The organism is Xenorhabdus innexi (genome assembly GCF_002632485.1).
In the GTDB taxonomy this organism is placed as follows: domain Bacteria; phylum Pseudomonadota; class Gammaproteobacteria; order Enterobacterales; family Enterobacteriaceae; genus Xenorhabdus; species Xenorhabdus innexi.
The window spans coordinates 1-25155 of the sequence record NZ_NIBU01000005.1 but is presented as its reverse complement, the minus strand read 5'-3'; the positions used below and the strand labels follow the sequence as shown (position 1 = coordinate 25155).

Annotated in this window: 26 protein-coding genes; 16 read left to right on the top strand and 10 right to left on the bottom strand. The window is 41.8% G+C overall.

Annotated features, from left to right (window positions below):
* The first annotated feature begins 104 nt into the window (after positions 1–104).
* From Xinn_RS03190 to sanA, 5 genes are all read left to right on the top strand, one after another.
* Entirely contained in the window at positions 105–536 is a 432-nt protein-coding gene (locus Xinn_RS03190) for a CidA/LrgA family protein (protein WP_086953695.1), read from the top strand.
* Positions 530–1225, top strand: coding sequence for a CidB/LrgB family autolysis modulator (locus Xinn_RS03185; protein WP_086953696.1), 696 nt, complete (start codon positions 530–532; stop codon positions 1223–1225). Before Xinn_RS03190 ends, Xinn_RS03185 begins: the two co-directional genes overlap by 7 nt.
* A 165-nt stretch (positions 1226–1390) precedes the next feature.
* Entirely contained in the window at positions 1391–2275 is an 885-nt protein-coding gene (gene cdd / locus Xinn_RS03180; protein ID WP_086953697.1) for a cytidine deaminase, read from the top strand.
* Positions 2276–2460: 185 nt separating this feature from the next.
* Positions 2461–4158, top strand: coding sequence for an NAD-dependent malic enzyme (locus tag Xinn_RS03175; protein WP_086953698.1), 1698 nt, complete (start codon positions 2461–2463; stop codon positions 4156–4158).
* A 146-nt stretch (positions 4159–4304) separates the two neighbouring features.
* Entirely contained in the window at positions 4305–5027 is a 723-nt protein-coding gene (gene sanA, locus Xinn_RS03170) for an outer membrane permeability protein SanA (protein WP_086953699.1), read from the top strand.
* Between the two features lie 58 nt (positions 5028–5085).
* On the opposite strand, the gene yeiB is transcribed toward sanA, so the two are convergent.
* The 3 genes from yeiB to Xinn_RS03155 form a co-directional block, all read right to left on the bottom strand.
* Positions 5086–6189: a DUF418 domain-containing protein YeiB gene (yeiB, locus tag Xinn_RS03165; RefSeq protein ID WP_422645998.1), complete on the bottom strand. Its 1104-nt coding sequence runs from the start codon at positions 6187–6189 to the stop codon at positions 5086–5088.
* 63 nt (positions 6190–6252) lie between these two features.
* Positions 6253–6921 carry a GTP cyclohydrolase I FolE gene (gene folE / locus Xinn_RS03160; RefSeq protein WP_086953700.1) on the bottom strand — a complete coding sequence of 223 codons (669 nt, stop codon included), beginning with the start codon at positions 6919–6921 and terminating at the stop codon, positions 6253–6255.
* Positions 6922–7129: 208 nt separating this feature from the next.
* Positions 7130–8308 (bottom strand): YbfB/YjiJ family MFS transporter, encoded by a 1179-nt coding sequence (locus Xinn_RS03155; protein WP_086953701.1) that lies wholly within the window; start codon positions 8306–8308, stop codon positions 7130–7132.
* A 213-nt stretch (positions 8309–8521) separates the two neighbouring features.
* Between Xinn_RS03155 and moeA the strand changes: the two genes are divergently transcribed.
* Entirely contained in the window at positions 8522–9763 is a 1242-nt protein-coding gene (gene moeA, locus Xinn_RS03150; protein WP_086953702.1) for a molybdopterin molybdotransferase MoeA, read from the top strand.
* 7 nt (positions 9764–9770) lie between these two features.
* Complete coding sequence (gene moeB, locus Xinn_RS03145; protein ID WP_086953703.1) at positions 9771–10523, top strand: molybdopterin-synthase adenylyltransferase MoeB; 753 nt, start codon at positions 9771–9773, stop codon at positions 10521–10523.
* A 50-nt stretch (positions 10524–10573) separates the two neighbouring features.
* On the opposite strand, the gene Xinn_RS03140 is transcribed toward moeB, so the two are convergent.
* The gene (locus tag Xinn_RS03140; protein ID WP_086956455.1) at positions 10574–12169 is read right to left on the bottom strand and encodes an ABC-F family ATPase; all 1596 of its coding nucleotides are present in this window, start codon (positions 12167–12169) and stop codon (positions 10574–10576) included.
* Positions 12170–12446: 277 nt separating this feature from the next.
* Here Xinn_RS03140 and Xinn_RS03135 point away from each other — a divergent pair, with 277 nt between their 5' ends.
* Both Xinn_RS03135 and Xinn_RS03130 read left to right on the top strand, forming a co-directional pair.
* Positions 12447–13451 carry a Gfo/Idh/MocA family protein gene (locus Xinn_RS03135; protein ID WP_086953704.1) on the top strand — a complete coding sequence of 335 codons (1005 nt, stop codon included), beginning with the start codon at positions 12447–12449 and terminating at the stop codon, positions 13449–13451.
* Positions 13452–13497: 46 nt separating this feature from the next.
* The gene (locus tag Xinn_RS03130) at positions 13498–14115 is read left to right on the top strand and encodes a short chain dehydrogenase (protein WP_086953705.1); all 618 of its coding nucleotides are present in this window, start codon (positions 13498–13500) and stop codon (positions 14113–14115) included.
* Positions 14116–14194: 79 nt separating this feature from the next.
* On the opposite strand, the gene Xinn_RS03125 is transcribed toward Xinn_RS03130, so the two are convergent.
* From Xinn_RS03125 to Xinn_RS03115, 3 genes are all read right to left on the bottom strand, one after another.
* Positions 14195–15412, bottom strand: coding sequence for an MFS transporter (locus tag Xinn_RS03125; RefSeq protein WP_086953706.1), 1218 nt, complete (start codon positions 15410–15412; stop codon positions 14195–14197).
* A 276-nt stretch (positions 15413–15688) separates the two neighbouring features.
* Entirely contained in the window at positions 15689–16087 is a 399-nt protein-coding gene (locus Xinn_RS03120) for a GNAT family N-acetyltransferase (RefSeq protein ID WP_244590121.1), read from the bottom strand.
* Between the two features lie 14 nt (positions 16088–16101).
* The gene (locus Xinn_RS03115) at positions 16102–16566 is read right to left on the bottom strand and encodes a GNAT family N-acetyltransferase (RefSeq protein WP_086953707.1); all 465 of its coding nucleotides are present in this window, start codon (positions 16564–16566) and stop codon (positions 16102–16104) included.
* Positions 16567–16843: 277 nt separating this feature from the next.
* Between Xinn_RS03115 and rhtA the strand changes: the two genes are divergently transcribed.
* The 3 genes from rhtA (at position 16844) to Xinn_RS03100 (ending at position 18810) form a co-directional block, all read left to right on the top strand.
* Positions 16844–17734, top strand: coding sequence for a threonine/homoserine exporter RhtA (gene rhtA, locus Xinn_RS03110; RefSeq protein WP_086953708.1), 891 nt, complete (start codon positions 16844–16846; stop codon positions 17732–17734).
* A gap of 189 nt (positions 17735–17923) precedes the next feature.
* On the top strand, positions 17924–18430 hold the full coding sequence (dps, locus tag Xinn_RS03105) for a DNA starvation/stationary phase protection protein Dps (RefSeq protein ID WP_086953709.1): 507 nt from the start codon (positions 17924–17926) through the stop codon (positions 18428–18430).
* 158 nt (positions 18431–18588) lie between these two features.
* Positions 18589–18810 carry an alkylphosphonate utilization protein gene (locus Xinn_RS03100; protein WP_045969765.1) on the top strand — a complete coding sequence of 74 codons (222 nt, stop codon included), beginning with the start codon at positions 18589–18591 and terminating at the stop codon, positions 18808–18810.
* 54 nt (positions 18811–18864) lie between these two features.
* On the opposite strand, the gene dinG is transcribed toward Xinn_RS03100, so the two are convergent.
* Positions 18865–21000, bottom strand: a complete 2136-nt coding sequence (gene dinG / locus Xinn_RS03095) for an ATP-dependent DNA helicase DinG (RefSeq protein ID WP_086953710.1) — start codon at positions 20998–21000, stop codon at positions 18865–18867.
* A 197-nt stretch (positions 21001–21197) separates the two neighbouring features.
* On the opposite strand from dinG, the gene Xinn_RS21900 reads away from it, so the two are divergent.
* Both Xinn_RS21900 and sseA read left to right on the top strand, forming a co-directional pair.
* Positions 21198–21368 carry a hypothetical protein gene (locus Xinn_RS21900; RefSeq protein ID WP_169923520.1) on the top strand — a complete coding sequence of 57 codons (171 nt, stop codon included), beginning with the start codon at positions 21198–21200 and terminating at the stop codon, positions 21366–21368.
* A 77-nt stretch (positions 21369–21445) separates the two neighbouring features.
* Positions 21446–22285 carry a 3-mercaptopyruvate sulfurtransferase gene (sseA, locus tag Xinn_RS03090; protein ID WP_086953711.1) on the top strand — a complete coding sequence of 280 codons (840 nt, stop codon included), beginning with the start codon at positions 21446–21448 and terminating at the stop codon, positions 22283–22285.
* Between the two features lie 216 nt (positions 22286–22501).
* Here sseA and Xinn_RS03085 read toward each other — a convergent pair whose 3' ends face one another.
* Entirely contained in the window at positions 22502–22753 is a 252-nt protein-coding gene (locus Xinn_RS03085) for a GlsB/YeaQ/YmgE family stress response membrane protein (protein ID WP_086953712.1), read from the bottom strand.
* A 754-nt stretch (positions 22754–23507) separates the two neighbouring features.
* Here Xinn_RS03085 and Xinn_RS03080 point away from each other — a divergent pair.
* Positions 23508–24233 (top strand): lectin MOA-related protein, encoded by a 726-nt coding sequence (locus Xinn_RS03080; protein ID WP_086953713.1) that lies wholly within the window; start codon positions 23508–23510, stop codon positions 24231–24233.
* A gap of 51 nt (positions 24234–24284) precedes the next feature.
* On the opposite strand, the gene tnpA is transcribed toward Xinn_RS03080, so the two are convergent.
* Complete coding sequence (gene tnpA / locus Xinn_RS03075) at positions 24285–24713, bottom strand: IS200/IS605 family transposase (protein WP_099137599.1); 429 nt, start codon at positions 24711–24713, stop codon at positions 24285–24287.
* Between the two features lie 56 nt (positions 24714–24769).
* On the opposite strand from tnpA, the gene Xinn_RS03070 reads away from it, so the two are divergent.
* Positions 24770–25155 (top strand): helix-turn-helix domain-containing protein (locus Xinn_RS03070; protein ID WP_153043401.1); only part of this gene is annotated, 386 nt, incomplete at its 3' end.

Here is a 25155-nt window from a genome sequence, read left to right as displayed (position 1 = left end):
GCATAGGAATGCGGGCCTTTTAAGCCCGCATTTCAATGTGACATATAGCACATTTATAATATTAGTCGTATGATAACCCTCTTTATATTGAGGAATTATACGTTATGTCTTTCCTGAACGTGTTGCTGATCGGCTGGCAATATCTGCGCGCATTTTCACTGCTCTATTTATGCCTCATTGTCGGAAACTTCACCTCAGCACACCTCCCCTTCTCTCTTCCCGGCAGCATTATTGGTTTACTTCTTCTGTTCTGTTTACTGGCATTCCAGATTATTCCTACACATTGGGTAAAACCGGGCTGTAATTTATTGATGAAAAATATGACTCTGCTCTTTCTACCCATCGGAGTTGGTGTCATGGAATATTATCCACAACTCAGCCAGCAGGTATTCCCGATTGCCCTTTCCTGTATTATCAGTACTGTTATTGTCATGATTACCGTTGCTTACAGTTCTCACTATATTCATCGCGAACGTATTATTATCGGTTCCGACCAGACAGAGCCTTCAAAGCAGGAGGACAACAAGAAATGCTAAGCTATATCTGGTGGTCACTACCATTAACGCTGTCTGTTTTTTATGTTGCCAAAAAACTAGCCGTCCGGCTCAAGTTTCCTGTTTTCAATCCCTTATTGATATCAATGGCGGTTATTATTCCTTTGCTGTTACTGACTCACACACCTTATAAGCACTACTTTGCTGGCAGCAAGATATTGAATGATTTATTACAACCTGCCGTTGTTGCTCTGGCCTTTCCGTTGTATGAACAACTCCATCAAATCCGTGCTCAATGGAAATCCCTCATCAGTATCTGTTTCATCGGCAGTATTACGGCAATGATAACGGGTACAGCTATCGCTTTTTGGGCCGGAGCCACACCTGAAATTGCCGCTTCAATATTACCGAAATCAGTTACGACACCTATAGCGATGGCTGTCGCTCATTCCATTGGCGGCATTCCGGCAATTAGTGCAGCCTGTGTGATTGCTGTCGGTATTCTGGGAGCTATCTTTGGTCATAATCTGTTTAATATCCTGAAGATTAAAACTAAAGCATCCAGAGGCCTGGCAATGGGGACAGCTTCTCATGCCGTCGGAACAGCGCGATGTGCCGAAATAGATCATGTGGAAGGTGCATACAGCTCACTGGCTCTAATGACCTGCGGAATTATCACTTCGTTGGTGGCTCCTTTTCTGTTTCCTGTGTTACTGCACCTGTTTGGTTAGTGAGTGATGAGCATCAGAAAACGCATTCAGAGCGTAAAAATTTGACATAGGTTGCTAAAATAATATTTTTGTTACAAAAATTTCATGAATTATATGGCACATATCACATTATAAACCTGAGCAGTCATCCTAGAATAACCTGCAATTAATTTGGAGATTATTTATATGCAAGCTCGTTTTCATGCTATCTGGTCAGAAATCACGCCTGAATTACAAAAGGCGCTGTTGCCCTATATTGGTAATGACGATTTTCCAGCTATGCTGACAGCAGAGCAGGTTGAGTTAATCAAGCAGGCCTGCGGCTTTGATGATCATGCACTGGAACTTGCCCTGCTACCACTCGCTGCGGCCTGTGCCATTTCCCCTATATCAGACTTTCGTGTCGGGGCCATCGTCCGGGGAGAAAGCGGCAACCTCTACTTTGGTGCCAATATGGAATTTATTGGCGTTCCATTACAGCAGACTGTTCATGCCGAGCAATCAGCCATTACTCATGCTTGGTTGCGTGGTGAGAAAAAACTGGTGTCTATCACCATTAATTACTCCCCTTGTGGTCACTGTCGCCAGTTTATGAATGAGTTAAACAGCGGAACACAACTGGAAATCTGTTTGCCTGAGCGCCCACGCCTGACACTGGCGGATTATCTGCCAGAAGCATTTGGCCCACGTGATTTATCTGTCACCCATTTACTGTTAGATACTATTCATCATGGCTATCAATTGGATACCGAAGATGAATGTGTTCTGGCAGCATTAAATGCCGCAAATCAGAGCCACGCACCCTATAGTCAGTCCCACTCTGGTGTTGCACTGATAGATGAGCAAAACCGCGTTTATACTGGTCGCTATGCAGAAAATGCCGCATTTAACCCTAGCTTACCTCCTTTACAGGCAGCTCTGATACTGATGAATATGTCAGGAAGTGACTGCCATTCGATCAAACGGGCAATACTTGTAGAAGGGAAAAATGGTCAACTTTCCCATTGGAATGCAACCGAATCTACTTTGAATTTTCTCGGTTGCAAACAAATAGAACACCATACATTCTGATCATCCTGTAAGATTTTTGGGCAAAACTGAAGAATTAAATAACATTTAATTAGCTAATTCTGCATGTTATCTCTCATTTTTGCCTAATATAAATATATTTAAGTAACATTTACTGTACTTATTTTTTTTATCTTCTTAGGATCTATAGTCGATTTTGTTTTTGATTAGTCCAAAGAGTAAGCATCATGGAACTGGAACACGAAAGTAAACGTCCTCTCTATATTCCCTACGCTGGCCCCATCCTGTTGGAGTTTCCCCTGCTAAACAAAGGCAGCGCCTTTACGGAAGAAGAACGCAGCAATTTCAATTTGCATGGCTTATTGCCTCAAGCCGTTGAAACAATAGAAGAGCAGGCAGAACGCGCCTATCGCCAATACCGCGATTTTAAAAACGATGCGGATAAACATATTTATTTGAGGAATATTCAGGATACGAACGAAACTCTTTTCTACCGGCTCCTTGACGCCCATCTCAGCGAAATGATGCCTATCATTTACACGCCGACAGTAGGTGAAGCGTGTGAACATTTTTCTGATATTTACCGCCGTGCCCGAGGTTTGTTCATCTCTTACCCGAACCGGGCTTATATTGATGACATGCTGCAAAATGCCACCAAACAGAATGTTAAAGTTATCGTTGTCACCGATGGTGAGCGTATTCTGGGGCTTGGCGATCAGGGAATTGGTGGTATGGGTATCCCTATCGGTAAATTATCTTTATATACTTCCTGTGGCGGGATCAGCCCTGCTTATACCCTGCCTGTCGTGCTGGATGTAGGTACAAACAACCCGCAACGTCTGAATGACCCACTGTACATGGGCTGGCGTCATCCCCGTATTACAGGCAAGGAATATGATGATTTCGTCGATGAATTCATTCAGGCAGTAAAACGCCGCTGGCCGAATGTTCTGTTACAGTTCGAAGACTTTGCGCAGAATAACGCTATGCCGCTGTTGACCCGTTACCGGAATGATCTTTGCTGCTTCAATGATGATATTCAGGGTACAGCCGCTGTTGCTCTCGGTAGCCTGATTGCAGCCAGTCGTGCCGCAGGCCGTCAATTGAAAGACCAGACAGTCACTTTCCTTGGTGCCGGTTCTGCGGGCTGTGGTATCGCCGAGCAAATCATCGCGCAGATGAAATCGGAAGGTCTGAGTGATGAACAGGCTCGTGCCCGTGTATTCATGGTCGATCGTTTCGGTTTACTCACTGATAAGCAACCGAATTTGCTGGATTTCCAAAGCGTACTGGTTCAGAAAAGCAGCACACTGCAATCCTGGGATGTCGATAAAGACAGTCTGTCATTAATGGATGTTGTCCGTAACGCAAAACCGACTGTTCTGATTGGTGTTTCTGGTCAGTCCGGCCTGTTCACAGAAGAAATTATCCGTGAAATGCATAAACACTGTGAACGCCCGATTGTCATGCCATTGTCAAATCCGACATCGCGCGTGGAAGCACGTCCAGAAGACATCATTAACTGGACCGAAGGTAAAGCGCTGGTCGCAACCGGCAGCCCGTTCTCACCGGTGCAGTATGAAGGTCAGGAATTCCCGATTGCGCAGTGTAATAACTCTTATATCTTCCCGGGTATCGGGTTAGGTGTTATTGCTTCAGGTGCCAAGCGTGTGACAGATGACATGCTAATGGCAGCCAGCCGTGCATTAGCAGACTGCTCTCCTCTGGCACAAACCGGATCTGGCCCATTACTGCCATTGATCGATGACATTCAGGGTGTTTCCCGTAAGATAGCCAAAGAAGTAGCGAAAAAAGCCCAGATTCAGGGTGTAGCAACAGTTACTTCAGAAGATGCACTGGAAGAAGCGATTGAGCGTAATTTCTGGAAACCAGAATACCGCATCTATAAACGCACATCATTCTGATAATATTCATGCCTGCCGTAAATACCGGCAGGCACTTAACCGATAATTCGTTTTTATATTCATGTGATTAATCCAACACTTGCTTCAATATTCCAAGTAAAGTAGCCTTTAATGACTTGGTTACGGTTATATAAAAGGCAAAAATAATGAGGAAGCATCTAATTACCAGTCTAATCTTCATAATAGCTGTTTTTACGCTATCAGCTATTATGCTTGATCGCTGGATCAGCTGGAAAACTGCTCCCTATATTTTTGATGATCTCAGACAGCTTCCTGAGCGAGAAGTGGGCATGGTTTTAGGCACATCAAAGTATTATAAAACCGGCGCATATAACCAATATTATTTCTATCGTATTCAAGGGGCTGTTAATGCCTATAACAGTGAAAAGGTCAAATATCTGCTATTAAGCGGAGATAATGCCCAACACAGCTATAATGAACCCAATACGATGCGAAGAGATCTCATTAAGGCAGGTATTCCGGCCTCTAGAATTGTGATGGATTTTGCGGGCTTCAGGACATTAGATTCGGTTGTCAGAACTCGCAAGGTATTTGATACTAACGACTTCACTATTATCACTCAACGTTTCCATTGTGAACGCGCCCTCTTTATTGCAATGCATATGGGCATAGAAGCACAGTGTTATGCCGTCTCTTCTCCTAAGAATATGATGACTGTACGTTTTCGTGAAGTATTAGCCCGCCTTGGCGCTTGGGCTGATTTGTATATTTTAAAGCGAGAACCTCGTTTTCTGGGACCGTTAACCCCCATTCCCAGCCAGCAGATCACTCCAACAGGCACTAAAGGCTACCCTGCTGTATCACCAGAAGAGTTACAGGAAATGGAAAATAAGCATCGCAACAAATAAAAATAAAAAGAGCCTATCTTTCTTCTGGTAATAGGCTCTTAACAGTTGAGAATCTTTCTTACAGCTTTCCAGACAGTGCCCGCCAAAGTTTTTCAGCAGGCCCTTGCTGATAACGTTTTAACCACCAGCAGGAAAAACTGATATTACATACCCAGATAAAAGGGATAAATATTAACAATTCCAAACGGGTAAATTGATTAAATAACCCAAAATGATAAAAGAGTGTGGTGCAAATTAAAGTTTGCATCAAATAGCAGGTCAATGCCATTCTGCCAACCTGCTGTAACCAGAAAACCACCCGCCAGCGAAATATGACTGGCCAGAATCCATAAATCAGCGCCACATATGATAACGCTATAAAAGGTGTCGCTAATTCAGTGATGGTCTGGCGGATTGTCCAGGCAGAGAAGTAACTGTAAGGATCTAAATACAATACTGACAGCGCAACAGACTGAATCAACAGGCCGCTCACAAATAGCCACAGAGCCGCACGACGATAGTGAGAAAGACTGTACTCTCCCTTCAGCCAACCATTACGTAATAGCATTGCGCCGCAAAGCACTGTTCCCAGAAGCTGCCAGCCATACTGCGCAATGGTCACTATCACCACGCCACCGATCTGGTTTAGACGATGTTTTATTGCGACTAACCCGCCCTGAGTTTTCCAGTAACTCTCATGCAGAATATCCTGATCTGAAGGGCACCAAAAAGTACTGTTTTCCTCGACCGGAAATAGCCCCAACAGATAGAACATCATCAACCCAAACAAGTATAAGACAATGCCCCGCTCAAACAACTTGGGACGATTATTAATCCAATGTAGTGCCAGAAGGCCGACCAGACCATATGACAACAAGATATCGCCATCCCATAGCAAAATTCCGTGTAATAAACCAATAACAGCCAGAATTATCAACCGGCAACGATTCCAGTGATGCTCCCGTTGCCTCAATAACTCAAGTGAGGCGCCAAATAACAGCGTTAAGATAAATAAAAATTTTCCCTGAGCAAAAGTGTTCAGGACAGACCATGTTAATACGTCAGAAAATAGAACCTCAGCTTTATAAAAGAGGTTGGTATAACCGGCATATGGCAACGCAAAACCGGAGATATTCAGTAATAATATGCCCAGAACAGCGAAACCACGTACGCTATCAAGCACCGTAATCCTGTGGCTCGCTGCTCCGCAATTTAGTTTACTACTCATCATGACAACACAGATTCATCACGATAAGTGCAGGTGGCGCACAGCACGCAAAAATTCCTGTCGCGTATTTTGACTGGACTTAAATAAACCGCCAAGAGATGTAGTCGTTGTGGTGCTGGTGGCATCGCGGATACCACGAGCCTTGACACAGTAATGCACAGCATCAATAGAAACAGCCACATTATTCGTCCCAAGCAAAGCCTGAAGCGCAATCAGAATTTGCTGGGTCAGCCGCTCCTGTACCTGCGGGCGTTGTGCAAAAAACTGGACGATGCGGTTAATTTTCGATAGCCCAATGACTTTATCCTTAGGAATATAAGCTACAGTGGCTTTCCCATCGATAGTCACAAAATGGTGTTCGCAGGTACTGGTCAATGTGATATCCCGTACTGTCACCATCTCATCGACTTTCATTTTATTTTCTATCAGAGTGATTTTCGGAAAGTTTCTGTAATCTAAGCCGGAAAATATTTCATCCACATACATTTTCGCAATACGACACGGCGTATCCGCCAGACTGTCATCACTCAAATCGAGGTTTAACAGTTTCATAATTTCTGTCATATGTTCCTCGATGCGGACTTTACGCACTTCAGGCTCTAAAGTCTGTTCACGCAGTGGGGTTTCAAGACCACGCTCAACCAGTGCCGAATGCACCAACGCGGCTTCTGTACTTAAGGATGACATCGGATTCTCCAAAGATAATACTTCCATTACATGATATCTACTGATGGGGCATTCACTCACATTATTACCACGAACAACTATATCAATATTGAATATCGAATAGCTATACCTGCCACCATTCAAATTAGCGTCCTACCGGCTGTATTCTGTCTTCAATCAGGACAGGCGCATAACTATACCTGTACAGCATCAATGCGCCAAATCAGGATTATTCACGGGAAATTTTATTGCGATTAAAGACCAGCAATCCGGCGATAACCAAACCAATAAATGCAACATATAGCGCAGGTTCCAATTTACCTGTCAGCCATGTCGAAATAGCTGATAGCACTGGGCCGACCAATTGCCCCAAAGCATAACCGGTAGTTAATAGCCCAGCCATATACTGGGTATGATTGGGAGCCAGTTCACGCCCATACAGCAACGCCAGCTGTACCACACACATAAAACCGCCGCCGACCAGAAATGCGCCGATGATAAGGCCACTGATTCCAGGTAAAACTTCTGCTGCCAAAATTCCCAGAGCCTGAAGCCAGAGTGTAATAGCCAGACGAATTTGCGCTGTAGAGATGTGGCGTAGCAAAATTCCCAGCACAATACCGATAACTGAAGCTCCCCCGAATATCGGCCAGACAAATTGCGCAAACAGGCTGCCGGGAAAACGCTCTGAAGCCATTTGAGAAAGGAATGTTGCAGGCAGAATATAGCCGAATCCGGCAAGCGAATAACTCCATACCAGCCGCTTGATTTCAGGTGTTAAAGCAAGTTTTTGCATTGCAACTTGTGGCCGATGCAGTTCTCCCCGCCGTGGTAAATAGCGGCTGGCATAAATACTGCACAATAAAGCCAGAATGCCATAAATAAGCCATGCCTGAGACGCACCCATTCCCCACGACTGAATTCCTACCGCCAGCACTCCACTGACCAGAATCCCAATCCCGGTTCCGGCAAAAACGGCGGCACTCAGCCCCGGACGATTCAGCTTTGCCAGTTCATCGTTCGACCATGCCGCTACCAATACCAATGTCCAGCCACTTGCCCAGCCAATAAAAAAGCGGGCGATACTGTGTAATACCGGGCCATCCAGCAAGGCGGACAGAAGTGTAATAATAACCGCCCCCCAAAGCCCTCCCCACAGGCGATATTCCACAAATCGCTTCGCCCGCATCGCATCGTAAGAGCCGGCAAAATAGCCAAGGTAATTAAAGGCTGCCACAATTCCGGCTTGCGTCAGCGTGAACTGTGATTCAGCAATCATCAGCGGAACTTGTGGAGTGAAAGTAAAGCGCCCTATTCCCATCGCAACAACCAAAGCAAGGAATCCGCTCAATGCGATTTGAATAGCCAGATAATGACGATCATCAGATGCTGCTACTTGGTTACTCATAGTGATTAAATTCTTATGTAATTGATTGTTTTAATTGTCGTTATTTAGTTATAGCAAATCATAGATATGATATGCATCTTTTATTAATCAATCAGAATTGCTTTCCTTTACTTTTCAGAGAATCATCTTCAATCTGTCAGGCATAATAATTTCCCATTAAAAGGATCTTTGCCATAATGCCACTATGCTATTTGCCGCACATTGGGAGTTTTCATGGATCATTGTTACACCTCAGGCTTAATTTCACTCGAACAGGCGCTGGAAAAACTACTGTCCCAAACCGCTTCTCTCACCGAAACAGAAACAATCAGCCTGATGTATTCAGCAGGCCGCGTTACGGCCACAGATATTATTTCTCCGATTAATGTTCCCCCTTTTGATAATTCAGCGATGGATGGTTATGCCATTCGTCTGGCTGATCTGAATGAAACAAAAACTTTACCGCTGGCAGGAAAAGCGCTGGCTGGTGTTCCGTTTCAGGGAGAATGGCCCTCAGGCACCTGTATCCGTATTATGACAGGCGCTCCAATCCCCACAGGCGCCGATGCTGTTGTTATGCAGGAGCAGACGGAAACAACTGAAACGGGCGTTCGGTTTACCCACCCAGTTCGTCAGGGGCAGAATATCCGCACCATTGGCGAAGACATTGCCCAAAATACGGTTGTTCTGCCACAAGGCATTAAGCTTTCGACAGCACAATTGCCTCTGCTGGCCTCACTGGGCATTGCAAAAATTGACGTGATCCGCAAATTAAAAGTTGCAGTTTTTTCTACCGGTGACGAATTACAGGCCATTGGTGAGCCATTACAAGCCGGACAAATTTACGACACTAACCGCTTTGCAGTTCGCCTGATGCTGGAAAAACTGGATTGTGATGTTATCGACCTCGGCGTCATTCCTGATGATCCTGACGCCCTGCATCGCGCTTTCGCGCAAGCCAATGCACAAGCCGATTTAGTCATCAGCAGTGGTGGAGTTTCCGTAGGTGAAGCTGATTACACGAAACAGATTCTGGACGAAGTGGGCCAGATTAGCTTCTGGAAATTAGCCATTAAGCCCGGTAAACCTTTTGCTTTCGGTAAGCTGGAAAAAGCATGGTTTTGTGGCCTGCCGGGTAATCCGGTATCCGCTGTTCTGACATTCTATCAATTGGTCCAACCGCTGATTGCACACCTGTCCGGTTTCAGCTCATGGCAGCCTCCCATGCGCCTTAATGCCAAAGCAGTTACTCCACTGAAAAAATCACCCGGCAGGCTGGATTTCCAACGCGGGATTGCAGCACTTACTGAACAGGGTGAATTAGAAGTAAAAACCACCGGTCATCAGGGTTCCCATATTTTCAGTTCATACAGTCTTGGTAATTGCTTTATTGTTCTTGAACGGGAGCGAGGTTCTGTTGCAGCAGGAGAAACTGTGCAAATAGAATTTTTCAATCAACTGCTGAAAAATCAATAAATAAAAAATGATTAATGAACTCACAGATGAAGAAACACTTCGCTACAATCGGCAAATTGTTCTGCGGGGGTTCGATTTTGACGGGCAGGAAAAATTAAAATCCGCCAACGTGCTGATCGTTGGTCTGGGTGGTCTCGGTTGTGCCGCTTCTCAATATCTGGCGGCTGCGGGAGTTGGGACAATCACATTATTGGATTTTGATACTGTTTCTCTCTCTAATTTACAACGCCAAACCCTGCACCGTGATGAACGCATTGGTATGGCTAAGGTGCATTCAGCCTCTCTAACGCTGCGGGAGATAAATCCTCATATTGCTGTCCACCCTATCGAAGGGTTATTAGATGACCCAGCGTTAAGCCAGTTAATTACCCGACATGATGTTGTACTGGATTGTACCGATAATGTTGCCATCCGCGAACAACTTAACCGCCTCTGTTACCAGCATAAAACGGCTTTGGTTTCCGGGGCTGCCATACGGATGGAAGGGCAACTGTCAGTTTTTACCTATCATGAGGAAGAGCCTTGCTACCGTTGTCTTAGCCGATTATTTGGTGAAAATAGCCTGACCTGTGTTGAAGCGGGCGTAATGGCACCACTTGTAGGTACAATCGGCTCATTACAGGCTATGGAAGCAATTAAACTACTGGCTCAGTACGGAAAGGTTATCAAAGGAAAAATATTACTGTTCGATGCAATGACAATGCAGTTCCGTGAAATAAAATTAGCGAAAGATCCTGAGTGTGAAGTATGCCGAAAGTAAGAAAGTAAGAATGACTGACCCCGTTAAAACGGGGTCATCAATAAGCAGGTTTACACAACAATCCCCTGACTTCTCAGATACTCATCATAAGTACCTTTAAAATCAACAACCTTATCGGATTTTATTTCCAGAATACGGCTGGCTAATGAGCTGACAAAAGCACGGTCATGGGAAACAAAAATCAGCGTGCCCTGATAGAGTTCCAGTGCCAGATTCAGCGACTCGATAGATTCCATATCCAGATGGTTGGTCGGTTCATCCATCACCAGAATATTCGGCTTTTGCATCATCAGCTTGCCAAACAACATCCGGCCTTTTTCACCACCGGACAAGACGCCGACTTTCTTCCTGATATCATCCTGATTGAATAATAAACGCCCCAGTACACTACGTACTGCCTGTTCATCATCACCTTCACGTCTCCACTGACTCATCCATTCAAAGACAGTCAGTTCACCATCAAAATCACCGGCATGATCCTGCGCATAATAGCCAATAGTGCTATTTTCAGACCACTTAACCGTGCCGCTGGTTGGTTCAGTTTCACCGATCAGTGTTTTCAATAGTGTCGTTTTACCGATACCATTCTCACCAATCACCGCCATTTTTTCGCCAACTTCCATCAACAGATTCAGGTTATTAAACAGCGGGCCATTATCATAACCTTTCGTCAAAGCTTCGAGTTCCAGTGCATTACGGAACAGCTTTTTATCCTGATCAAAACGGATATACGGATTCTGGCGACTGGAAGCCTTCACTTCTTCTAACTGAATTTTGTCAATCTGGCGGGCACGTGAAGTGGCCTGTTTGGATTTAGACGCATTCGCGCTGAAGCGACTGACAAACGACTGCAACTCTGCAATCTGAGCCTTTTTCTTAGCATTATCTGCCACCAGACGTTCACGGGCCTGAGTTGCTGCCACCATATACTCATCATAATTACCGGGGAACTGACGCAGTTCACCGTAATCCAAATCAGCCATATGAGTACATACTGTGTTCAGAAAGTGGCGGTCATGGGAAATGATAATCATGGTACTGTTGCGCTCATTCAGCACTTGCTCCAACCAACGGATAGTATCAATATCCAGGTTGTTGGTTGGCTCATCAAGTAACAGAACATCAGGATCAGAAAACAGTGCCTGAGCCAGCAGGACACGCAATTTCCAACCCGGAGCAACAGTACTCATCAGGCCATAGTGCTGCTCTACCGGAATACCAACACCCAGTAATAATTCTCCGGCACGGGCTTCTGCGCTATAGCCATCCATTTCACCATAAGCAACTTCCAGATCAGCGACACGATAGCCGTCTTCTTCGCTCATTTCTGCCATAGCATAAATACGGTCACGCTCCTGTTTCACTTCCCACAACTCTGTGTGACCCATGATAACCGTATCCAAGACAGTGTATTCTTCAAAGGCAAACTGATCCTGACGTAATTTACCCAGACGTTCATTCGGGTCGAGACTGACATTACCGGAAGTCGGTGTTAAGTCTCCACCTAAAATTTTCATAAAAGTTGACTTACCCGCTCCATTGGCACCAATCAGGCCATAGCGGTTGCCGTTACCGAATTTAACAGAAATGTTTTCAAACAGAGGCTTACTGCCAAACTGCATAGTGATGTTGTTTGTACTTAACACAACTTTTGCTCTTAAAGTGAATAAAAAGGGAATTTGGAAAAATCGATAGTTGCCCATTATGCCACAAGAAGAAAAAAGTATCGCCAGAATGCTTTCATCGCGATCAGTGAAGCCGACGATCAGGGTTTCTCTATATGTTACATTGATATCAGGGTAATAAATTTCTCTAATGCCACAATACTAGTTGCCCTATGCAAATATAGAATAAGAAACAGGGTTACTATAAACTAGAAAGGGATATTTACTATTTAACAAATGAATCTACCGGAAAAATAAAATGCAGAAAATCAGATGGGGTATTATTGGTTGTGGTAATGTAACTGAAGTCAAAAGTGGCCCTGCTTTTTATAAACTGGAAAATTCAGAATTAATTGCTGTTATGAGGCGAAATGCCGCTTTAGCCAAAGATTTTTCCGACAGGCATAATATTCCTAAATGGTATTCTGATGCTGAATCTTTGATTAACGATCCCGAGATTGATGCTGTTTATATTGCAACACCACCATCCAGCCATAAAAAATATACTTTATTAGCTGCCGCTGCCGGTAAAATTGTTTATGTAGAAAAACCAATGGCTCTGACATTTTCAGAATGTAATGAAATGATTGCTGCCTGCCAACGTTATAATGTTCCATTATTCGTCGCTTATTACCGTAGGGCATTGCCGAGATTTATAAAAATAAAAGAACTCATTGACTTAGGCGCTATTGGTTCTCCGCGTATGGTAAGCTGCCAGTTATTCAGGGAAATGGAATCTCGCTATCTTGATCCCGAAAATCTGCCCTGGTTTGTGCAGCCAGAAATATCCGGTGGCGGATTATTTGTTGATTTAGCCTGCCACACACTGGATATACTGGATTTCCTTCTGGGAAAAATTGTTTCCGTCAGAGGGCATGCGAATTCTCAGGCAAAAGCGTATCCGGCAGAAGATTGTGTCTCAATGTCATTCATGTTTGAAAATCAAGTGCAGGGTATTGGCATCTGGAATTTTGTTGCAGGTTCTCGTGAAGATAAAACCGAGATAATTGGTACAAAAGGTAAAATAACTTTTTCCACATTCGGTGACTCTCCAATTTTATATTATGATGAAAGCAATACACTGCATCAGTTTCATTTCGAAAATCCGAAACACATTCAAATGCCATTTATACAAACGATAATTCAGCAATTACAAGGAAAAGGCATAATCCCTTCGAATGGTATATCTTCTGCACGTACCAGTTGGGTTATTGATGAAGTACTGAAAGAATATAGGAATGAACTACACTCAAAAATAAAATAAACATGATTTATCCGGCTAACTGTTATTCAATTACGGAGTTATCAATATGAGAATATTAGTGATAGGAGCAACAGGAAATATAGGAAAACACATTATCAGTAACATTAAAAAATACCATCCTTTGTTGACTGATAACCATACAAGTCTTGAAATTGTTCAGGCCAGCCGTAATTCATCTGAATATCCACTTGATGTTTTTGATAATCAACAATTAGATGATTTTTTATCTAAAAATAAAATGTTTGAAGCTATTATATGTGCATTTGGTAAAACCAACTGGGCAAAGCCGGATAACCTACGTGATTATGAGGAAAGTATCAGGAATAAAGCCCTGAGTCAGATTAATGTTGCACTCCGAGCCTTAAAATACATAAAACCCAGCGGCTCAATTACTTTGACATCAGGTATTGTTGGCAAAATAATGTCACCTAATGGCTCCCAAACAGCCGTAACCAACGGTGCTATTGAGGCTTTTGTCCGCTCCGCTGCTACTGAAATCACAGATGCCCGAATCAACGTAGTCAGTCCTAAATTATTGGATGAATCATTTACCAGTTATGCCAGATTCTTCCCCGGACAAGAAACCTGCACGGGTGAACAGATAGCAAGAGGCTATATACGCAGTGTTTATGGTAAAGAAACAGGGATGGTAATAGAAATATAGATGTGAAATATACACGCTTGGTAATTAGCGGTTATAAAAACCGCTAATTATTTTCTTAGGTTTTACTTGGAGTTACACATTAAGCCGCGTCAAGTTTTTCATTCCTTCCGATTATTATTCCCAAAATTCCTTGGATTGCCAAAACGAGGAAAAGTAACCACAGAACAAAAGTCCAGGAAGCGGTAACATCATGGATATAACCAGAAATAAGCGGGCCACAGAATGCAATTAAATAACCGATTGACTGCATCATTGAATTTGCTTTTGTGATATTAGTAGTATGATTAAAACGCAGTAGTGGCAGTAAGAATGCCACTCCGGTACAAATACCTGCACCAATACCCATGATCATCACCGCAACAGGAATAAAATGTTTTTGACCATAAACAAATAAAACAATCCCCAGCATACCAATAACAGGATTAATCACAAACATAATTACCTGTCTTTTTATTTTATAGATATAAAATGCAGTAAGTGTTGCAAAAGGGATTGCAACTAATGAGAACAGGGCAGCATAAGATGCGGCTTCCGTCTGCTCCATACCATAAGAGCTGATAATTTCAGGAAACCATGCCGTAATAATATAGAAGTTAAACGATAAAACAGAAAAATAGACGGCCATCATCCAGCATGAAATGCTTGACCACGGGTTAATCACCTTCACTGGTTTATCATCATCATTATTCCGAATATTTGAGTTACCTAGTGATTTCTTTTGTTTTTTACCAGAAAAGAGCAGGATTAATATCACTGAAAATATTGGAATAAGTACCCAAATCCAGGAAACTTCATTCCAAGAAAAACCCAGCATATGCTTAACTGGTAACGTCAGACCGGTCGCCATTGCTGGTCCCAAATATAAAGATGCAGTATAAGAGGATGACAGAAGAGCGACTCGGTTACTTCCCAGACTTTTAAAGAAAGAAGGTAAAGCAATATTACCCAATGCGATTGCAAACCCAAACATGACTGTAGAAGCCAACAGTAATGTCAGAGAGCTATTTAACCTTAAGATGTACGCAACAATGGCAACAATAAATGTCATTAATAAGGTTTTATGTAAACCTATTCTTCTTTCAAAATAAGGTGTTAATGGAGAAAAAAAGAAAAAACACAACGGTGACAATGATGTTATTAAACCAAAGGTAGAGTAACTTATTTTTAAATCGTCAATAATTTCCTGTGACATCGGCGGGATATAAGATATTGGTACTCTTAACCCCAATCCGGCAATCATGATAAATAGTAATAATTTTAAGATAAAGCTATCATTAAAGCGTTTCCCTATTTCCATTATTTCACCACAGAAGTTTGAAGGCTTATCGTATTTTTACTTGAAAAATTCGAGGATACATCAAATAAACTTACTGCCTACTTGTTTAAAATTCTGGCAGACAAACCTGCATTTAGCAAGGTTCCGGGAAATTAATTTACCTGTAACTTCTACTACAAATGTTCATCATACGAAAACTGTCTGTTCATTTTTAAATGAGCGCTTTACAGATAACTCGTTTTATTTTCCACAACAATTTCTGCTAACATTTCTTCATGCTCATCACAATAACCTACTTCAATAAAAACCGAAACGTTGGTAAAACTTGCTATGCCGTTGACTTGTTTCATCATAACAGACAGATATCTTGTGACAATCCGTATATTCTTTCATTTCATCCAGTAATAATTTCATGGCAATACTGCCAATTCCTTTATTCTGATAATCTTTATCAATCATCATCCGATAAAGATTATATTCGTTCGGCTTTCCCTCATTCACACAGCGCTCATACATAGCGAAACCAACAATCTCTTTGCCAAAAATAATGACTCTTGGCCTACAATACTGATTAAATTTTGATTCTGCAATTGACTCCGCATTTGATGCAACAAACTGCTCCTGACCGTATTCAAGCTCAAGAGACATAACTTTCTGATAGTTATTTTTATCTAAATCTATTAAGGAAACTTTCATATTTCACTCCATAATTACAATGTAATTGCCATCAGTTTATTGACTTCTTTGTATCCCTCTCTTTCATAAAACTTCGTTGCTGCAATATTTTCAGATAAAACACTCAGTTCCAAGTGAGTTAAATTATTTTCCTGCGCCCATTTATTCATTTCTGTTAATAGCTTATGACCAATGCCCTGACTTCTTACATTCTGACTGACAATAACATCAATAATATAGCCATATGTTCTCTGAACAAGGCACTTAAATGGAGGTGTCTGTTTTTTCTGTGCAATACAAAAACCTGTTATATTGTTATTATCATCCCTTGCTACTAATAATTTAAAGTTATCATCACGAAGAGTAGATATGATAAATTCTCTATCCTGTGAGACTTTTTTCCATCTGTCAGGCTGTAACTCAGCCATTTCGCTGAATAATGTTTTATAAAGTAATAAAACATCATCAACATCCTGCATAGAAGCGGCTCTTATTATCATATTTTCTCTCCTGAAATTCATACTTAATTTACATTAAGGAAATAGCATAATAATTAAAGATGATAAAATCATCAATGGATTTTAACATACTACTTTTACATGGATATCTTGCTTTCACAATATATGAATTAAGCAGAATTAATGACTATACTTCATGCTTATTCTTTTTATACGCGAATTTAATGCTCATAAGGCATGATAATACTGTTGTATTCTGGCTATTTCACTGCGAAGATGGCTCTCCTAAATAACATGTTGTAATTGAGGTTTTCTGTAAATGTCCTTTTCTAAACATCGGGCAGCATCTTTTCCCCTGCTTCCTATCGTTTTATTATTAATTTCAATGACATCAATTCAGGCTGGTGCATCACTAGCCAAAACCGTATTTCATGTCATTGGTGCGCCTGGTGTGACTGCCCTGAGACTTGCATTGGGGACGATTATTCTATTTCTGATTTTTAAACCCTGGCGGCTAAAATTCACCCGCTCATCGATCCTCCCTCTCCTCGCTTACGGTATTTCACTCGGTGGAATGAATTATCTGTTTTACATGGCATTATCCAAAATTCCCCTCGGAATTGCCGTCGCACTTGAATTTACCGGCCCGCTGGCTGTCGCTATGTTTTCCTCACGCCGACCAGTAGATTTTCTCTGGATCATATTGGTTATTGCCGGATTAGGTTTTCTGTTACCTATCGGTAATGATGTCAGCACACTCGATCCTGTCGGTATTATATATGCATTGGGAGCCGGTGTTTTCTGGGCACTTTATATTATCTTCGGCCAACGTGCCGGAGCCGGTCATGGTGCAGCTACAGTTTCTATCGGTTCATTAATTGCGGCCGTTATTTTCTTTCCGATCGGGTTCATCCAAACCGGGCCGGAGCTTATGTTTGACGTCTCATTACTGCCTGTTGCTCTGGGTATCGCCATCTTATCAACGGCATTTCCCTATACTTTGGAAATGATTGCGCTGACACGTCTGCCAGCCAAAACATTCGGTACTTTAATGAGTCTGGAACCCGCACTGGGTGCCTTATCCGGCATTATTTTCCTGAATGAACATTTGACCATGACCCAGTGGCTTGCCCTTCTGTGCATAATTTGTGCCTCAATTGGTTCCACTTCAACCATGAAGCAAAAAACTAAAATCGAAAAAGTTGCATAAACTTCCCGTCAGTAGCCCATGAAAACCGAAAGGTATTAATATCTTTCGGTTTTTACTATCTCCGATATTAATTAACGATATTTTTATTAACTATCAATTCGATAGCATAAATCGATATGACGTCTGCTCAATGTTAGGCTACTTTTAATGTATTCCATGTCATAAATTTAAATTAAGGGAGCATTAAAAATGAGTACCGCAAAATTTGTCAGAAAGAATGCCTCCAAACTGATTCACACCCGTAATAATATCAGCGAAGGCGTTAAACAAAGTTCAATTTATGCACTGAATCATATGGTAATCCAGTTTACTGACCTGTCTTTGATGACTAAACAGGCACACTGGAATATACGCGGCAGAAACTTTATTGCTATCCATAAAATGCTGGATGATTTCCGTGCTGCACTCGTTGATCATCTCGATACTTTTGCCGAACGTGTCGTACAACTGGGTGGTATTGCGATGGGCACACTTGAAGAAGTTCACAAAGGAACTCAGTTGGAAAGTTACCCGACGGATATTCACAATGTACAGGATCACTTAAAAGCACTGGCCGATCGTTATGCCGTCGTTGCTAATGGTATCCGTCAGGCTATTGGTGATGCCAAAGATGAGGATACAGCAGATATGTTCACTGCCGCTTCCCGTGATCTCGATAAGTTTTTATGGTTTCTTGAAGCCAATATTGAGCTATGAGATAAAAAACAGTCATCAGGCCGTTACTACGGCCTTTTTATTATTAAAAACATTCAAAACAGAAGTTATAACCTAAAAAATCACACTAACCTTTAAAAAAATAATTTTTCTCACTATAATCCTACCTGCTTTAAAAATAAACATGAGGAAAATATACAATGGATATCGAAGTTAAAGATTCCAATGGTGCCCTGCTGAATGATGGTGATTCAGTTCAGGTCATCAAAGATCTGAAAGTCAAAGGCACCTCTAAGACGCTGAAACGTGGCACATTAATTAAAAATATTCGCCTGACCCACCGTGAAGACGAAATCGAATGTAACGCTGATAAAATCAAAGGGTTAGTGTTAAAAACCTGCTTCCTGAAAAAAATCGGATAAATAACAGTTATCAGCTGAATTTTGTCTTAAGGATAAATAATATTAACTTTTATATTATTTATCCTTTTTCATTTTCAGTAATACTTCTTCCGAAGGGATATCCGGTTGCTCAATCGGAAAAACCGGCAATGCCTCCAGTAAACGGGGGCCATAACGCTTGGTTAAAAGCCTTTTGTCATAAATGATGACATCTCCATGACACTCATGACTGCGTATAAGTCTTCCTACTTGTTGGATAAGACTGAAAGAAGCACTCGGTAAACTCTGCACTTCAAAAGGGTAGCGTTTCAGCGATTTAAGCCATTCACTTTCAGTGATAATGACCGGATTTGTGACGGGCGGAAAAGCAATTTTATGGATGTGTACCTGTGAAAGGTAATTGCCTTTCAAGTCTAACCCTTCAGCGAAAGACTGTAACCCAACCAGAACACTGGGCTGCCCTTCATCAATACGCCTGCAATGGGTTTCCACCAGCCGGTATCGTGGCTGATCCCCCTGCACCAGTAACATCAGGCGTAAGTCTTTTACAAACTCGAGAAAACCGTCCATTGCACGTTGGCTGCTAAACAACACTAACATCCCCTGATGCGCGCCCAGCAATACCTGAGAACGGAAATAGCGGGCCATCTGCTCAAGATGCTGTGTTTCATTATGAATTGTAGGCTCCAGTGTCATGCGTGGAATAATCAGACGCCCTTGCCGGACATGTTCAAAGGGAGACGTTAAAGTAACAAAGCGATCGTCATAATTTTCATGCAACCCTGTCAGCTCCTGAATGCGGGAAAAACTGCTGAGAGAACGCAATGTTGCGGATGTCACGACAATATGCGGAATGTTTCTCCACAATAACTGGGTTAATTGTTCACTGACACGGATACCTGCGCAATGAAAGTAAAGGTGTGATTGATTTTTCTCATAACGGCGGGTCAGCCACTTTGAGATGGGAGCATGAGAAGACTCTTCCAGCGAAGCCAACCGCCACAACTTTGCCATATTCTCGAAATAACCCAGTGTCCGGCTAGTCAGCAAGATAGCCCGGTGCAATCTGACAATATCCTGTTTCGCCGTTTGATCGGTGAGGTCATTCAGAATCGCTTCAGATAAGCTACGCAACCCATCCGTCAGCTTAAAAAGTGTCTGACAGCACAGCAATAAATTATCCGGTAATTTTCCCAGTTCAAACAGGTATTCCTCCGCTTCTCCACGTTCTGGCAGTAACGTCTGAGTAATATCAGCCAACTCCCTGAAGCACTCGCGGATTTTTTCACAATGAGCCTGCAAGCGGGTTATATCAGCCAAAGCAGGTGGTTTGGCCGGACGGAACTGGAGCAAATATTGCTCTACATGACGAATAAAAGAATCCAACTGACCATTAAGCTGAAAAAGCGTAATTTCTCCTTCTACCTCCAGTGAATCCCTTGCAACATCCGGAATATGATGGCCTTCATCCAGAACCAATAACATATTTTTAGCTTCCGGCAGGACAGATTCACTTTCCAGTGCCGCCATCACCAGAGAGTGATTGGCAACGACGACATCAGCATCTTCAATCTCTCTTCGGGCCAGAAAAAATGGGCAACGTTGGTAAAACTGGCAGTTACGCGCCAGACAGTTCATCTTATCAGTGCTTACTTTTGACCACAGCGAATCCGACAGTGCCAGTTGATGGTGATCCCGCAAACCATCCCAGACAAAAGTGGTGTAATCATTGCGTAACCTGCGACACAGTTCCCGTTCTTCACTATTGGCTACAGCAGTCTTATCTTCCACCAGCAGCATTAAATCGATTTGCTCCCCCTCTGCGGCACAAATAGCCTCCAGATTACGCGGGCAAACATAACGCGCGCGACCAAACGCCCCGGTGAATTTTAAATCCGGGATGATTTTTCGTAATAACGGCAGATCCTTACTGTAAATCTGATCCTGTAAAGCCACATTAGCAGTACTCACTATTAATGGCTTTTGCTCAGCCCGACTGACCGCAATACCGGGAATAAGGTAGGATAAGGTTTTTCCTACTCCAGTGGGGGCTTCTATTACCAAATGCCGCCCTTCATCATCTGCCAGTGTTTTCGCCACTTCTGCAATCATCTGACGCTGGGGTGCTCTGGGAATGAAGCCATCAATATGGGTAGATAACGCCTTATACCATTGGCTGATTTGATTTTTTATTGAACTGGAAAGTGCCATATATTTTGCTGCATGAGAATTGTCATCCTATTCTCCCACAGAGTTACCCTCAGATCAGCCTGATATCGTGATTATTGGGAACAGCTTTCCAGCTTTTTTACAGAAAAAGCCAGAAGATCGCTTATTGCTTGTCAGGAATATAGAAGCCGATATACTTTTGCCCTTCGACATGACTAAGAATTTTATCGGGAACAAAGATGAAAAAGATCCTGCTTGTTATTATTGTCCTATTCACCCTCGGCTCTATCGGAGGCATTATTTTAGCAGGAATGAACATGTATAACCGTTCAATGGCCTCAACAGAAGAAACACAACAAGTACAGCCTGAAACGATACATCAGGAAAATACACAATCCGGGCAACAGTAACAGCCGATATGCCTTCAGAGTTATAGCGTGCCAATTTAGCAGCATGACGTGCGGAATATCCAATGACGGGGAATCTTATGAACAGTCAGTATTTTGTTACTCCACAATGGCTAAATGAACATCTCAATGATGAGAATGTTGTTATTATCGATGCCAGTGCACCTATGCCAACTGAATCCATTGATTATCAGCAAAAATGGCTGGAGAAGCATATAACGGGTTCCTGCTTTTTTGATCTTGATAAAATAGCCAACCTTCGGAGTGCATTACCGCATATGCTCCCTGAGCCGGAAACGTTCCAGAAAGCCGTTAGTGCAATGGGTATCAGTGAACAGCACCTGATAGTCATTTACGATCAGGGAAATATGTTTTCAGCACCCCGGGCATGGTGGACATTTAAGAATTTCGGTGCACAGAACATCCGTATTCTTGAAGGTGGTTTACAAGGCTGGCAACAGGCTGGTTATCCAACTGAATCGGGAGAATTCAGCCATGATGCTCAGGTATTCAATACCCGCTTTTCTCCTGAGTGTGTCGTTTCCCGTCATCAAATCCTTGATATTCTCGATAACAAGAAGCAAGTGCAATTTATCGATGCCCGATCAGCAGAGCGTTTTCAGGCCAAAGCACCTGAACCCCGCCCCGGTTTAAGAATGGGTCATATTCCCGGCTCAAAAAATGTCCCGTGGACAACACTACTTGAAAATGGACGTTATAAATCGCCGGATGAGATTAAACTTATCTTCGAACAACAAGGTGTCGATTTGGAACAGCCCATTATCACCAGTTGTGGCTCTGGTATGACGGCTGCTGTTTTAATCTTAGGGCTTGATATAATCGGCCACAAAAACGCCGCACTATACGATGGCTCATGGGCGGAATGGGGAGCCGACGCTGCACTTCCATTAGAGAAATAAGTTAATAAATTCACCCAGCCGAAAAAGGGCATTCAGTCATCACGCCCTTTTTCTATCGGTTATATTTCTATCGGTTATAGAATACCAACGGCTACACCTGATGGATTTCAAGTTGCATCGCGGCGCAAGAAAATGACAAATTCATCGGGAACCAATTTGCCCTACAACAAAAGATACATATAATATCAACCATATACACTCATTATTTTTACTGATCTATGAATTAGAAACTTTATGATATATAAACAGAACAACTAACGCGCCAATAACGGCAATCGCAAAACTACCCAGATTGAAGCCGTCTACTTTTCCCATACCAAAAAATGTGCTGATATAGCCGCCAACGACCGCACCAACAATTCCTAAAATCACTGTCATAATGATGCCACTACTATTATTACCCGGCATAATCCACTTTGCGATGATCCCCGCAATCAAGCCAAAGATAATCCATGACAGAATACCCATACTCAACCTCCTGATTTTATTATATATACCGTATTTCGAACGACCTCTTTGCTGGTCATGCTCGAAATGTGTTGGATATCTATAAGCGCTAAAGTAATAAGAACTCAAAGTTACTCCTGCTACGATTTGACCAAGAATATCTTAGCTACACACCTTAATTTAATACATTAAATAAAAAAATAGCAAATAGTAGAAAACTGACAGTTTATAAATAACTATAGCTATAACTATAACTATTTATAAAAGTAAATTAAATCGAAAATCATCATTAATTAAGTTCATATTATTAGCATCATTTTACAATCAGACATTATCTCAGACATATAGAACTCAAAATCAATAAAAACAGTTAGTTTTAGCCATATCACCTACTCTTTTTAATTACCATTAGCGTACATATTTTCCATTGAAAGCATAAAAATAAACTAGCAGGAAAACCATGACCAACTATACTTAATTGATTATCGAAAAAACTTATAATTATTAAGTTATTCAACCATAAAATAACTATTAGAAAGATAATTAAAAATTACAGCAATGTGGTTACCACATATGAAAAAAAGAAAAATAACTTGAAAAATCTGATAAATTTACTCCTGATGCGAACAATCCTTCCGGCTTATCAGATAACTATAATATTGCACATGATGAATCCATTCAAAAAACAAACGAAACAGAGACAAAAAAAATCAGTACTAGATTGTATCCCAAAGTCGTATATAAAGTAATAGATGAACATGGTCGTGTACTATGTATGGATAAACCTGACAGTGCTTACAAACGCTATGCTTACTTTGGTTCAGAGAAAGATTACCAGCAATATGTTATTCCTATACAATTCTCGGCCTCACCACAATATGATGAATCTTATGTATTTGGCATAAATGATGAGGTTGAGGATGTTGTATATTTATATGATATTACAATGTCAATCTTTGGGGTTTATTTATATTTCGATTATTATAATTCAGACCCTTATTTTAAAGAGGTAAAATTAACAGCAGAGTATATTAAAACTGTAAAAGATCAAAGCCAATATAAACTCATCATGAATAATAAAGAAAGGCATATGTTTTTGTATTGCCCAGAAACCTCTAGTTCCTCATGGGATTGGCTGCAACTGAATAGTAATAATTTTACTCTGATGTCTTTTTATCCACTTCATTTTGAAAATTCTATCGTAAAAAAAAGATGTAAAGGGGTATGGTCATCCCGTGTTCCTATCAAAACATCAGATAGCGCCTGTACACCAGTTTCTGATGAAATCGCAAAAAAATTATATCAGGATGCAAAACTGGGAAGCTATGAACGAAGAGTAGAATCTTTTAATTATGAGGATTTTTGCCATGTGTATAAGGCACAGGTATCTAAGACAGCCTATAAAAATGATGTAGAAATTGCGTATTGTTTTATATTGATGTGGGGTAAACAACAAAATGATAAGAATGCAGTTATTGCATTTTTAGCAATTTCGCCGTAAACCCTCGCCCGATGAGGGCGGGGATATAAGGCGTTAAGATGCGATAGCGGCTTAATCTGGGATCGCCTGACTCTCCACATAAGCCTTTAACGTTTCAATTGTTGCACCGCCAGCAGTGCAAGCGAAGTATGAACGTGACCACAAGGCGGCGCTTTTACTCTGTCTTGTAAGGTGTGTGTTTTGTCGTCGCAACATACGAGATGAAACAGCTTTCAAATTATTAACCATTATGCTGATTGAAAGTTTGGGTGGATATGAGATCAGCAAATGAACATGATCTTGTTCGCCGTCCATTTCAATAAGCTGACACTCCAATTTTACGCAAGCAGATTCAAACGCCTCTTTCAACTGCTTAATCATTACACCCGTAAAAATCTTTCTTCGATATTTCGTTGTGAACACCAGATGTACAACTAGTTTGCTCACACTATGCCTTTTTCTGAGATAATCTTGAAGCAGTGCTTTATTATGCGCGCTCATTTTACAAAACCTATTTAAGTCAATAATATAAAGCCATTATACAGGTGAGCACTGAAATGTTAAGAGCAACAAAAGTACGCATTTATCCAACACAAGAACAAGCTGACTTTTTGATGGCTCAGTTTGGTGCTGTGCGTTTTGCGTATAACAAAGCTTTACATTTAAAGTCCCATATGTACCGCAAGCATGGTGTCATACTGAACCCGAAGAAAGACATAAAACCCCTACTTGCGGTTGCCAAGAAATCACGGAAATACCAATGGTTGAAGCAATACGATTCAATGGCTTTACAACAGTCCGTCATCAATCTTCACCAAGCTTTTGATAACTTTTTTAACCCAAAGTTGAAAGCCAGGTACCCACAATTCAAACGTAGACACGGCAAGCAATCGAGTTACCACTGTGTGGGCGTAAAGGTGTCTGATAGTGCAATCAAACTCCC